This is a genomic window from Nostoc sp. KVJ20, assembly GCF_001712795.1.
In the GTDB taxonomy this organism is placed as follows: Bacteria; Cyanobacteriota; Cyanobacteriia; order Cyanobacteriales; family Nostocaceae; genus Nostoc.
Map to the genome: position 1 here is coordinate 1 of NZ_KV757745.1, position 13706 is coordinate 13706.

Genomic DNA, 13706 nt, shown 5'->3' on the forward strand with positions numbered 1-13706 from the left:
CCACTGGTGTCAACTTCAGCCAAAAATAGCGTACTGATTGGGTGTTGTTCACCCGCCAGGGATTGTAAATCCCTGACTAATTGCTCAAGTCTACTGAAGTAGACTGAAAATTTTTGCGCTCTTTCTCTTTAGTCCTCTTCAGAGGACTTTAGCTATGAGACAGGGATTTACAATCCCTGGCGGACGTGAGGTTTCGCGTTAAGTTGACTACTACCTGAAAATAATTCTTTTCGGCTATTGTTTGCATAAGTACTGTTTAAGTATTTTGTCTGTTTGTTAAGAAAGATATGGGTAAGGGGGCCAAACTTTCCTCTCCGCTATGCTTCACGGAAGGCTTGCGCCCAAGTTAATTACACTACTAACGGTACTGGTTATCCCTTTGAGAATCGCTATAAGATGAGTAATAAGGGTCTTCTAGGTTAATAATTTCAATCTTAAACACCATGAAGTGTCCTGAATGAATGACAGCTATCTACCGTTTGGATGTAAATGACTGAGCAACGTGATGCTGACTCACCCTTAACTGATTCTCAGCAATTGAGTGAACCGACCGATGGAACAACTACCAAATCCGTCGATAATTCCTGGACAAACCGCATTGGTGATGTCTGGAACAAAACAACAACACGTCTAACGCAACTCTTACCCGTAGAACAACTGGCACAGACAGTTGTTGAATGGTTTAGTGTGAGTGAGGCTCAGGTTACAGAGATTTTAGAGAAAATTCGAGCCGAACTGCCAACCACAGAAGCGCTATTGATTGGTAAACCCCAAGCCGGAAAAAGTTCAATTGTGCGGGGATTGACGGGAGTTTCTGCCAAAATTATTGGTCAGGGATTTCGTCCCCACACGCAAAACACCCAGCGCTATGCCTATCCTTCTAATGACCTACCGCTACTGATTTTTACTGATACGGTAGGTTTAGGCGATGTTAAACAAGATACCCAGGGAATTATTCAGGAATTAGTTAGCGATTTACAACAGCAAACTCGTTCCGCCAGAATTCTCCTTTTGACCGTCAAAATCAATGATTTTGCAACTGACACGCTACGACAAATTGCTCAACAACTACGCCAGAAGTATCCAGACATTCCCTGTCTGTTGGTAGTTACCTGTTTGCATGAAGTTTATCCTGCCAATACTGTTGATCATCCCGCCTATCCACCAGATTATGAGGAAGTCAACCGCGCATTTGCCGCAATGCAACAAGCCTTCGCAGGAATAACTGACCGCTCTGTACTAATTGACTTTACTTTAGAAGAAGATGGCTACACTCCGGTATTTTATGGCTTAGAAGCGCTGCGAGATTCCTTAGCAGAACTACTCCCACAAGCAGAAGCACAGGCGATTTATCAGCTATTAGATCAAGAAGAAGTTGGGAAGCAAATTGGCAACCTTTATCGAGATGCTGCACGCCGTTATATTTTGCCATTTGCGATTATGTCTGCCACTCTCGCCGCTGTACCTTTGCCATTTGCCACAATGCCCGTACTCACTGCTTTGCAAGTATCAATGGTGGGATTGTTAGGTAAATTATATGGGCAAACAGTTACACCATCTCAGGCGGGGGGAGTTGTGAGTGCGATCGCAGGTGGTTTTTTAGCACAGGCAATTGCACGGGAGCTAATTAAATTTATACCAGGTTTTGGTAGTGCGATCGCAGCCTCTTGGGCAGCCGCCTATACCTGGGCACTAGGGGAAGCAGCTTGCGTTTATTTTGGTGATTTAATGGGAGGTAAGAAACCCGATCCCGAAAAAATTCAGTTGGTGATGCAAGAAGCGTTTCAGGCGGCAAAAGAACGGTTTAAGGGAATCAAACAGTAAGAAAATTGTCAAATGTTGGGTTGGCTGCTTCAACTCAACTTATAGCGATAGGCGATCGCACTGAGTTTAATCTAAGTTACAGTCTTGTTTATAGGATATTTACAAAAATGATTTATCATAATATTTAGTAAAAATGTACTATATATTTACACGCTCCAATTATAATAGTATGTGTGAGTTACTCTTGAAACTTGTTAAAGTCGGAAGTCTGTTTTAATTTGCGGGTCTGAGTATGATCGATTGTCTCAATGCAGCTCGCTATTTTATCGCGAGAGCTTATGAGGACAGTATAGAAGCAGAAATGACCAATATGAAGGTTCAAAAGCTTCTGTATTACTCACAAAGCTTACATTTAGCCCTGTACGATGAGCCATTGTTTGAAGAAGAAATCCAAGCATGGCGATATGGCCCTGTGTGTCCTCCGGCTTACAGGTTTTACAGTGAATTTGAAGCTAAACAATTACCTATCCCTACTCAAGAGTTCTTGTTACAGATTCCTAATGATAAGAAACAACTTCTAGAAGAAATTTGGGAATATTTCGGTAGCTACCATGCCTATCTACTTAGTGATATGACCCATTTTGAGTTTCCTTGGAAGAAAGCTCGCAAAGGGCTGCCACCTGAAGCTAGATCAACTGAGCCGATTCTTCTTGAGGATTTGAAAGCGTTAGGCTATCAGAAGCTAGACCTGATAGAGCGTGACAACCCTGTGTATAAACATGTAATGTCCGAAACTTTGCAGGACGCTTTTACTTCGGAATCATCAACTCGTATTCGCAAAGGAGAAGTGCGTGACTGGCTCAACTCCCTTCTCGATTGAAAAATGCGAGAATTTCATACGTTCTTTCAAAAAACTTGCAAAAGCTCATAGAGCAGATTTTGTTGCACTTGTCGCAGAAGCTTTGGAAGATTTGATTGAAGACCAGTATCCTATCAATTCTCGTAACGAACCCTTACCTGCAAAGATTAAATTGCCTCAAGGATGGTCATTTCACAAGCTAGAGTTAAAGGTTTCCAAAGGAGCTTCTGGACAAATCAGATTGATGTATTTAGTTAATACAATTGACTGTGTAATTAAACTTGTATGGATTTATAGTCACGAGCAGTTTGCAAAACGTCCTGGCGACACAGATATAAAAAGCGTTATCAAGGACATCTTAGACTCTTAGCCTCTGCTGGATGTCCTTGTACTTTCACTTATACTTCAAATGTAATTACAAGGCTAGACAAAATTTAATTAGCCGTCTATCCTACACTTTCTCCTTTGGTGCTGGCACAATGCCAAACTTATTTAAACCTGCATCGATTTCCTTAAGTGCTTTAAAATCTTCCTCTGGTAAAGGATAGCTGCTACTGCTGAATAAACCCCCACTGACAGCAGGCTGCTTTTCCAAAAAAGAGAAAGCTTGACGAAACTGATGCGGTTCGGCTTTAATCGGTGAATCAAAGTGGCAGGGAATAATCCACTGGAAGTCCCAACGAGCAACTTTTTCAGCCCAGTCGATGGTTTCTTTTGGTGCGCGGTTGAGAATTAGCGTTTGTAAAATTGGTGCGACAAACAAACGCCCATTCCCTTGTAGAGCATAAAACGATCGCTGCCAATCTGACTGCCATTTAAAGGGATACAATCCAAAATAAGCTTTCCTTGAGCGTTGTGGTGCTTTCAAGGCATCTTGCAACACCTGACTCCATTGGGGTATATCTAGTGCCCTTGGTTGAAAATACAAAGCAAACAAACAGATGCGCTGCCAACCCTTACGGCGATTTTCCTGAATGTCTGCAACAATATCAGAAGCACGATCTTTGGCATGGAATAGCAAGGGATATGGATCTAATAGAACGATCGCAGGTGGATCTTCTGGGATCGAAAGTACAGAATCAGTGACTAAAAGAGTATGCGATCGCTTGTGGAAAAAAGCAACTTCTGCAAACCTACCAGGGCCAAGGTCGATGGGGCCCAGAATCGCGTAATCAAACTCATCAGCAAAGGGTGTTTTGCTACTATCTTCTGGAAGTACTTGAGTTCGTTTTGGGGGTAAGCCAAGCCAACTAAGGGGGAGATTTAGCGGGAAACTCCACTGATGGGGAGCCACAAACACCTGTGCAGTGGGAAAGTATCTGGCGAAGGGGCCGACGAAAACTTTGTGTTCTATACCAGAGATAGTTGGCAGAATGATGTACTTAACATTGCCATGTTCTGCCACCAATTCATTCACAAGCCGGATGCACTCTGGAGTTGGTGCAACAGGCGCGTAGATCAAAAGACCCCCAGTTTCCAGCTTAACCACAGTCATACGAATCGGCACAACTACGTAGAAAATGCCCTGAATCTGGTCAAAATTCCAGATTGTGTCCTTAAGCACCTCTTTACGAATTGTTTGCCGTCTACCGTAAGGGTAGAGTGGCACAACAGGCCATAATCCCCAGGAAAAGTCCTTTGGATAAATCTGTTGTGTATTAACTATGTATTCATCATCAGCCACTCTACAATCCCCTCCAAATTCCCGATCTCAAATTGTTTTTATTTACTCCCCACGGAGTTAGAGAGCAAATTATTGAGATAATGATAAGCTAAATCACATCTAGTACGGCTTGGCGTAATTCGTAATTCGTAATTCGTAATTCGTAATTTAGAGGTGTCAGATTTTATCTGAGATTTCAGGTTTGAATCTGTAACTTTCTTTCTTCAAATTGGTATGACCTAGCTTTTAACAAAACTAATCAGCATAGAGTTAAACCATTTTGGATTTTAGATTGGCGATCGCAAAGCGTCGGAAGGAACTTATTTTAGATTTAAGAGCAGGCATAGCGGCCTTGATCGAACCCAAGAACCAATTCCATTATCCAAAATCCTAAATTGGCGCGGTCAACCTACAGAGGAAGGAACCAGCTTTTTTAAGGGGATATCAAGGAAAAACTCCGCTCCTTTTCCTTGTTCCGATATTACACTTAATCGTCCCTCATGTTTTTCCATAATAGAGTAGCTAATCGATAATCCCAAGCCCGTTCCTCGTCCAACAGGTTTTGTTGTGAAAAAGGGGTCAAATAGATGCTGCTTCACTTCTTCAGACATACCAGACCCATTATCTGCAATTTGAATAGTGACTGTATGGGCATCAGTCATTTTAGTACGAATTCGGATGGTGGGAATTGTTGCTGGTTTATTATGTTCAGTTGTTGCAAAGGATGAATCCAATACATCAATAGCATTGCTGAGAATATTCATAAACACCTGATTAATCTGGCTGGCATAGCAGTTAACTTCTGGCAACTGTGCATATTCCTTAATCACATCAATTGCAGGACGGTGTGTTTTCCCTTCGAGGCGGTGCTGTAAAATTAGCAAGGTGCTGTCGATGCCTTCGTGAATGTTGACAGGTTTCATTTCGGACTCATCCAGGCGAGAGAAATTGCGGAGAGAAAGGACAATTTGGCGGATGCGATCTGCCCCCACTTTCATTGATTGCAGCAGTTTTTGTAGGTCTGACTTGAGGAATTTGAAATCTATTGCCTCTAGTTCTTCTTGAATCTCAGCCAACGGTTGAGGATAGTAGTGCTGATAGCGCTCAACCAAGCGCAGCAAATCTTGACAATACTCATTGGTATAGGTGAGGTTGCCATAAATAAAGTTAATCGGGTTGTTAATTTCGTGAGCAACACCTGCCACCATTTGTCCTAACGAAGACATTTTTTCAGTTTGAATCAATTGAGTTTGCGTGTGTTGAAGTTTCTCTAAGGTTTCCGAGAGATGCTGATTTTTATCATTCAACTCAAAAGTTCTCTGCTGCACCTTGTCTTCTAAGGTATGACTGTAGTCTTCTAATTGAGTTTTTGCCACAGCTAAATTGGTATACAACATGGCGTTTTGCAGCGAGATGGCAGCTTGTGCTGTGAGTAGCCGCAAAATCTCAAGACGGTTTTGGGTAAAGGCTCCAGTCGTCAAACTGTTTTCCAAGTAGAGGATACCAATTAGCTGGCCACGATTATGAATGGGCGTACATAGCAAACTTTTGGGTTGCCATTGCATGATGTAGGGATCGTTGGCGAAGGTAGTTTCTGTGCGAGCATCATCTAGTACCAGGGTTGCGGAGGTACGTGAGACATAGTTAACAACCGCTTTGGGAATATCCTGGCTGGCTGAAAGCGGAAGGGAGTGTAGATTCTTTATCCCAAGGTTTTCACCCAATCGCTCCTCTGATTTAGGAATTGGATTTGCAACACCCGTTTCCACGATCGCTTTGCTGGTTTTTTGAGCTGCAACCACCCAATGATCATCTTGAAGCAGTAGGAGGACAGATTTTTCAGCCCCGGCATTTTCGATCACGACTTGCATCAGGGTTGTCAACAGCTTTTCTAACTCAATTTCTCCCGCTAGGGCATGAGAGGCTTTCATTACTGTTGCTAAATCTAAGGCTTCAAACCCACTAGAACTAGTGTGCCCCAATCCGGTTGTAGTGGTGCGGGTGAGGTTTGAAGAAACAGTTTCTTGCGGCTGTTGGATCGTAGCCAAGAATTGAGGATATTGATGGGACAACTGGTTGACTTTGGCTACTGCTCCCCAGTTGAGGTAACTATAATAGGCATTTGCTAGGTAAATTTGAGCGATCGGCTCTTTGTTCCATTCCAGGTAAAATCGGGCAGCTAGTTCATTAGCGAGGGCAACTTCTTGAATGTATCCATTGACTTTTGCCCCAGCGATCGCGCGATCGTAGAGATCCACTGCTTGCCCCATTTGCCCCAAGACTCGGCATTCTTCAGCTTTTACCAGTTCAAATTTGTGCAAATAATTCATGGGTGTGTGGTGCGCCCAAGTCTGCATTTTTCTCTGGTTATCTGTGACTCGTTCCAGCAATGTTTCTCGCCAAGAAGGTGTAGCCGTAGAATACTCTGCCAAAGCCGTCAGTGAATCATAGAAATAAAACATCGGCACGGTGGCATAGCCCATGCCTGCAACTAGATATTCTCTAGCTTGAGCGGCTGTTTCCACTGCTTCAGAGAGGTTTTCAAACAGATAACAGAGAATCAATTTGTGGAGCCAAAAGTAGTGAAGCCCAGTCAACTCATTGGCATTAACCAGTTGGGTGATAAATTCTGCTTCGTTAAGTGCCTCACCTGTTAAAATGCAGGGATTCTCAGCTTTGCCGAGCAAGTTCAAAACTGTTTGCCAGAAGATGCGGCAGTAGTTGAGGGTCGTGCCTTGCTTAAAATTTTCTAAAACATGACTGTAAGCCCTTATGTCTTGCTCTAATGAGTTCAGTTCTTGACCTAGGAAATAAGAATACTGACAGATGTCTTTCGTATTGAAGCCCACGTAGTATACGTTTCCAGTTTCTAGGGCAATCTTGTAGCCCTCTAGCATGAGCTGTAAAGATTTTTTTAGTGGAGACTTTAAATAAGTGATGAAAGCACCCACAACATAAAATACAGTGGGTTTGATGTCGCTAATATTAAATTTATCAGTTAGTGCCAAAGCAAGGCTGCCAACTTGATCGGCTGTTTCAATATCCTGAAGAATTCCGTTCAACAGAATGCCATAACAGGCATAACAAAAGGCAGAAAAGGGAGCATTGCCATAGTGAATCGATGCTTTGACTTGGGACAATATGAGTAGCGGAAACAGATTTTGATCGGCGATGTAAACGGCGGGAGCAACGTTTGCCACAATTCGGGTGACTGCTAGCTTGTCTTTTGCTGTCATCACTGGTAAGTCAACCAAGGAAGCAATGTCACGTCCGTGAATTAAGGTAGCGGTTTCCTGAAGGGCTTGCTGAATATCTTGGAAAGTGGGTGTTTCTGGGAAAACCACACCAAACTGACTCATTCCCTGACGGGCGATCGCGATCGCACCTAGCACATCATTTTTAGCTGTATAGGCCTGGATTTTGGTTTCGTAAATGCCGACTTGATCCAGTGGAGTTTTCGTTTGCTGCATCACTGTTTGGGCGAATTCCTCCATCTGTTCATACGCGCCACAAAGGTAAGCAGCATCAGTTGCTAATTCGTGCAGTGCCAGAGTCAACTCATATTGACTTTGCCAACAGTCGGATCTCAATAAACTAATCCCGATGGTCAAATACTCAATTGCTACTCGGTAAGCTGTGGAAGACTTGGCTTTCCGTCCTGCCAACAGGTTGAGTTGTACCAGTTGATCGCGATCGGGCTGGGCTACAATCAGTTCTATCCCAACATTCAGTTGGTTAACAATTTCAAAAATGATCTTTTCTTGCTCAGTTTCCGGGGTATTGTTTAACAGCAATTGACCAATCTTGAGGTGAGTTACTGGTTTCTGATTTGCCGGAATTAGTGAATAAGCGGCTTGTTGAATGCGATCGTGGAGAAATTTGTAGGTAATAGTTATTGATTCGTTGTCATTTGTCAAATCATCCATGACAACAGACTCATCCTGAAAGAATGTATACCCTTCCCCACTGGGCAAAATTAATCCATCCTTGAGAACTGGCCACAAATCCGCTGCGGTCTGGGCTGGAGATTTTTCATAGACAAGCGATAGGGTTTCTAAATCAAACTGATTGCCGATACATGCAGCCAGTTTGAGAATATCCTGAGTCTGTGGTAGTAATTTCTGGAGTTGTAGCGCCACAAACTCCACAATATCTTCTTTAAAAGAAAGCGCTCGGATTTGAGCAATATTACACTGCCAACTGCCTGTTTTGGCAGCAAACGCAATTAACCCATCTTCATGCAGCGATTTGAGAAATTGGTTCGTGAAAAATGGATTGCCTTTGGTCTTTTGATACACCAGATTGGCGATCGCTAGGGCTTGTTCTGGTGAATATTTGAGGGTATCTGCAATCAGTTGATTCAGGTCGGTCTGGGTAAGCACAGAAAGGACAATACTACTAACTGTAATTGCCTCTTGCCGCATCTCCTCGATGGTCAACATTAGGGGATGTGCAAACGAAACCTCATTATCCCGATATGCTCCAATCACCAGCAAATAAGAGTTGTTTGCTTCACTCATCAACAGATGCATCAGCTTTAATGAAGCCGAGTCTGCCCACTGTAAGTCATCGAGGAAAATGACGAGGGGATGGTCTTGGGTTGTGAATACTTGAATGAATTTCTGAAACAGCAAATTGAAGCGGCTTTGGACAGCACTGCCCGATAATTCCGGAACAGAGGGCTGTTGACCAATGATCTGTTCGAGTTCTGGAATCACCTCAATAATCACCTGGGCACTCTCACCCAATGTGGATAAAATTTGGGTCTTCCACTGCTCAATTTGAGGATCACTCTCTGTCAGCAGTTGTGCCATTAAGTCTCGAAACGCTTGCACCAAAGCAAAAAAGGGAATATTACGATTAAATTGATCGAATTTGCCCTTGATAAAGTATCCCCGCTGACGGGTGATCGGTTTATGAATTTCGTTGACAATTGCTGTTTTACCAATGCCAGAGGAACCGGCCACCAGCATTAGTTCAGAATTTCCTTGGCGCACCCGCTCAAAAGTTGCTAGCAGCATTGCAACTTCTACTTCCCGACCGTAGAGTTTTTCGGGAATCGCAAAGCGATCGCAAACGTCCCGCTGTCCTAGCCCAAAGGGCACAATATTGCCACTTTTCTGCAATTGAATCAAACAGGTTTCCAGATCGTGTTTTAGCCCTAATGCACTTTGATAGCGGTCTTCAGCATTTTTCGCCATCAATTTGATCACGATATCTGAAACTGCTTGAGGAATTTTGAATTGCTCCAAAGAAGCAGGTTGTTTAGCGATATGACAATGCACCAATTCCATCAAATCATCAGATTGAAATGGCAATTGTCCCGTTAACAGTTCATAGAATGTGACACCCAGAGAATAGAAGTCAGTGCGGTAATCAATCCCTCGGTTCATTCGCCCGGTTTGTTCGGGGGAAAGGTAGGCGAGGGTTCCTTCTAAAATAGTGGGGCTGGTTGAAAGTTGGGTAACTCTTGGCAGCAGTGAAGCAATGCTAAAGTCAATGAGTTTCACCTGCTTGGTGGTGGGATTAATCAGGATATTGGCAGGTTTGATATCCTTGTGGATGATTTGGTGATGGTAGAGATCACCCAGAATATCGGCAAGTGCGATCGCAATCTGGAGAAATTCAGTCAAGAAATCAGGATGAAGGGATGAGGAGTTTTCCTGATTTTGTGTCTCGCTGAGTCCTTTCCTTCTAAAAGCGGTGTACTCCTTTAAAGAAACTCCGCCAAAGTCTTCCAGGATCAAGGCAAGTCGATTTTGGCAATTCTCCAGACTATAGATGCGAACAACCCCAGAGACATTTAAGATTTTCGCAATTGTGTACTGATTTCTGAATTGAGCCAACTCAATGAGACTAGGATAGGTATTTTTCAGAAGTTTGATGACAACTGGGGTTTGATCAGCCTGTCGCCAACCTCGGTAAACCAGAGTGCGAGTACTGGTGTAGATGCTTTCACCAATCCCATAGCCGGGAACATTAACTCGATTCTCTACCATAATAGCTGCCACTGGATAATCTGAGTTCAGTTTTCCCTAATCCACTTGCAATCTCACAATTTATCCAGTAATTTTTTGGGCGGGAATTTGTTGACTCATGCAGCGAAGTCAACATGAAAGCAGCTGATAATATTATCCTCACAGAATGAATGCAAACTAAGCAGATAGCTTAAAGGATGTTTGAAAAGTATTTTTCTGTAGATTTAGGCACTTTTGATCCCCCTTATACCATAATGTGAAGTTGCACATATCTTGATCCCCCTAAATCCCCCTTAAAAAGGGGGACTTTGAATTCCCCCCTTTATAAGGGGCTAGGGGGGATAGAATTCTATGCAGCTTCATAAAGAATTGGTATTAAAAAGGGAACCACAGTAAAAGTCCCCCAATTTATCGGGGGATTTAGGGGGATCTAAAGCTTTTTATACCGACAAGAGGACTTTTCAAACATCCTCTTAGACAGCTTTTAGCGATCGCTCTGGTTCATACACCTTAAAAAATGGTTCTTGATAAGAATGAGTCTTAATATAGACCAAAAACTCATTGATCAAGTCTGTAAAGTACTTAAACGCCACATCAATCAATTCAAGTGCTTGTTGACGAATCTTTTCTGACACCTCAATCTCTTTGATTATTTGCAAAGAAGAAGGAGTATGGAGAGTGTGGGTATTTTCAATATGGTTATGACGCATACCAAAGTAACGGAACTCTGTGTGAGTCATTTCTTGCAGTTGCAGAGCCGCAGACATGGTTGAACGGAAGAAGACATTTGCTGTGACTTCAGATACCTCAATGGCAACTAATTTAATAATGGGATCTGCCCCAAGAGTATACCGTTCAAATAGAGGAAACATGGAACGGGAAACCCTAGTATGCTCACTCCAAATGAATCGCACTGCATCACTAAACCGCATCGGATAGTCAATTCCCATCTTACCCATGTCTTCCAGTAACCATTGCCAGTGGAAATGTTCTTCGTGCGTGTGCAAATTGACCATCTCTTGAATGTAATTAGTCGTTGGCTCATCTCTGAGAACTCGTTTGCACAATTCACTGAATTCCAGTGCCAGTGGAGCAATTACAGGTGCAAATGCTAGCCTCTGTCGTGGGTCAATTGTCTCGTCTTTCATATACTCAAAAAACGGCAACTGAGCATATTCCTGGTTCTTCTGCTCAATCAACTCAAGTATTGATTTCATTTCAAAGCTCCTAAAAATAGACAAGTGGCTGACAATCGGTTTGGTTGTCCGATCAGAATTAGCACTGCTTTACTTAGTACATCATATCTTTTAATACTTAAAAATAATCAGTATAAATCCTAGTATGTTATAAAACATATTTTTACTGAGGAAATGACCGAAATGTGAATTTAAGAAATTGTTTTCCGTAATAGCAAGCTTTTACTTAAATTTCACTCCAGCAATCTTATACTTTAGTGAAAATACAACTCTTTTGGTTGCGATCGCTCTAATGAAAAGCTTTGTATGTCAAGCTTCTAGGCAGCTTGATTGTTCAAAAATCAAATAGGAGTCCTATAAAAACAAAACAGTTATGACTCATTACATTTTAAAAGCTTCAAAAGAAACTGTACATCTAGGTGGTTTCTCGCATCTGCTAAAACCAGCACTGACCATTGATTCTGGCGATACAATTGATGTAGAAACTTATACTGGTTACTACGTTTATGACAAAGCACCACCTGAGTTTCTCACACCAGAATTTCTCGACATCTGCCAAAATCTTCTACCAGAACGTAAAATTGCTGGAGGGCCGCATTTACTTACAGGGCCGATTTATGTGCGCGATGCTGAACCAGGGGATGTTTTAGAAGTACAATTAGATGCGATCGCACCTCGTTTACCTGTAGGGTTTAATGCCATTCGTACAAGTTGGGGAGCTTTACCACATCAGTTTTCTCAACCTGCGTTGAGATTCATTCCTCTAGATTTAGCAAACAATATCGCTGAATTTCCTGTGGGTGCTGGCATAAAAATTCCTCTCAAACCGTTTTTTGGGATTCTTGGTGTTGCTACTCCAGAAACCTCTCGAACCTCTATCCCACCAGGTTCTTACGGTGGTAATATCGATAATCGGGAATTACAAGCTGGTTCTCGTTTATTTTTGCCGGTTTTCGTACCAGGTGCATTATTTTCTATTGGTGATGGGCATTCTGCACAAGGAGATGGCGAGGTAAATGTTACCGCCATTGAAACTTCCATGAACGGTAGAATTACCCTCAAACTTCGCAAGGATTTACAACTAACAACACCAATTGCCGAAACTCCAACTCATATCATCACAATGGGCTTTGCTCAAACCTTAGATGAAGCCTTAGAACTAGCTTTAAAAAACATGATTGATTTTCTGGAACGCTTTGCAAATTTGTCGCCAGAAGATGCTTATGTATTGTGTAGTTTAGCTGTGAATTTTCACATTACTCAAGTTGTGAACAGTCCCCAAAAAGGTGTACATGGAATGCTACCAAAATCAATCTTTTCACAGAAAATTAATTTATAGTTTGTAATCAGCAACCATTTTTATGTCTAATATCTTGATCCAACTGTTGTTAATCGGTTTAGTTTCTGGCGTTGCGGGCGGGATGTTTGGTATTGGTGGCGGTGCAATTATGATTCCCGCAATGGTGTTAGTAATTGGTTTAGATCAGAAGTTAGCTACAGGAACTTCTGTGGCGGCTCAAATTTTGCCAATTGGGATTTTAGCAGCCTTAGTTTACCATCGCAACGGTAATCTTAATATCAAATATGCCCTGATTATTGCAGTTGGTTTAATCGTGGGTAACTTCTTCGGAGCATTGTTTGCAAATCAGCCGTTTATTAGCAGCGAGTTGATGAAAAAGCTGTATGGCATTTTTGTGTTAATTATCGGCCTTCGTTATTTACTGTCAAATTAGAAGAGTTTAATTCAGCTTCAATAATGTCTTTGTTAAGGCATCATGTTGTGTTGACAAATTTTGAACCCAAGTAATGAATTAATTGCCCCTATCGCGGTTCTCGACAAGCGTGAAGTACAATTTTGACCTCACTTCCATTCCTCTCTCCTAAGAGGATGTTTGAAAAGTCCTCTTGTCGGTATCAAAAATTTTAGATCCCCCTAAATCCCCCTTCAAAAGGGGGACTTTGATTCCGGTTCCCCCCTTTTTAAGGGGGGTTAGGGGGGATCTAAAGTGCCTAAAGTCACAGCGAAATACTTTTCAAACAACCTCTAAAAGGCTACGGTGTACACACAAGTCAAAAGAAGATCAATTTCTCATTGTTCTCTCGTTTATCTCGTTCCTATGCTTTGCATAGGAATGCCTGATTAGAGGCTCTGCTTCTAGCCAGATATTGAGTCAGAGACTCAATGAATGCATTCCCAGCCGGAGACTGGGAACAAGGAAATGCTTATCAAGCTAGGTTTTTAGGAC

General features: G+C 42.3%; 8 protein-coding genes. 5 read left to right on the forward strand and 3 right to left on the reverse strand.

Going from position 1 to position 13706, the window contains the following annotated elements; translation table 11 throughout:
- The first annotated feature begins 489 nt into the window (after positions 1–489).
- From A4S05_RS33945 to A4S05_RS33955, 3 genes are all read left to right on the forward strand, one after another.
- Positions 490–1824 (forward strand): YcjF family protein, encoded by a 1335-nt coding sequence (locus tag A4S05_RS33945; protein ID WP_069074169.1) that lies wholly within the window; start codon positions 490–492, stop codon positions 1822–1824.
- A gap of 301 nt (positions 1825–2125) precedes the next feature.
- Positions 2126–2644: a Panacea domain-containing protein gene (locus A4S05_RS33950; protein ID WP_256091354.1), complete on the forward strand. Its 519-nt coding sequence runs from the start codon at positions 2126–2128 to the stop codon at positions 2642–2644.
- A complete protein-coding gene (locus tag A4S05_RS33955) occupies positions 2616–2993 on the forward strand; it encodes a hypothetical protein (protein ID WP_069074171.1) in 378 nt (125 codons plus the stop codon). The genes A4S05_RS33950 and A4S05_RS33955 overlap by 29 nt, the downstream gene beginning before the upstream one ends.
- 81 nt (positions 2994–3074) lie before the next feature.
- Here A4S05_RS33955 and A4S05_RS33960 read toward each other — a convergent pair whose 3' ends face one another.
- The 3 genes from A4S05_RS33960 to A4S05_RS33970 form a co-directional block, all read right to left on the reverse strand.
- Positions 3075–4307: a DUF4336 domain-containing protein gene (locus A4S05_RS33960; RefSeq protein WP_069074172.1), complete on the reverse strand. Its 1233-nt coding sequence runs from the start codon at positions 4305–4307 to the stop codon at positions 3075–3077.
- 383 nt (positions 4308–4690) lie between these two features.
- Positions 4691–10285: a trifunctional serine/threonine-protein kinase/ATP-binding protein/sensor histidine kinase gene (locus tag A4S05_RS33965; RefSeq protein ID WP_069074173.1), complete on the reverse strand. Its 5595-nt coding sequence runs from the start codon at positions 10283–10285 to the stop codon at positions 4691–4693.
- Positions 10286–10737: 452 nt separating this feature from the next.
- Positions 10738–11481, reverse strand: a complete 744-nt coding sequence (locus A4S05_RS33970) for a hypothetical protein (RefSeq protein WP_069074174.1) — start codon at positions 11479–11481, stop codon at positions 10738–10740.
- A 352-nt stretch (positions 11482–11833) separates the two neighbouring features.
- On the opposite strand from A4S05_RS33970, the gene A4S05_RS33975 reads away from it, so the two are divergent.
- Positions 11834–12799, forward strand: a complete 966-nt coding sequence (locus A4S05_RS33975) for an acetamidase/formamidase family protein (RefSeq protein WP_069074175.1) — start codon at positions 11834–11836, stop codon at positions 12797–12799.
- A 22-nt stretch (positions 12800–12821) separates the two neighbouring features.
- On the forward strand, positions 12822–13193 hold the full coding sequence (locus A4S05_RS33980) for a sulfite exporter TauE/SafE family protein (protein ID WP_069074176.1): 372 nt from the start codon (positions 12822–12824) through the stop codon (positions 13191–13193).
- The last annotated feature ends 513 nt before the right edge of the window (positions 13194–13706 follow it).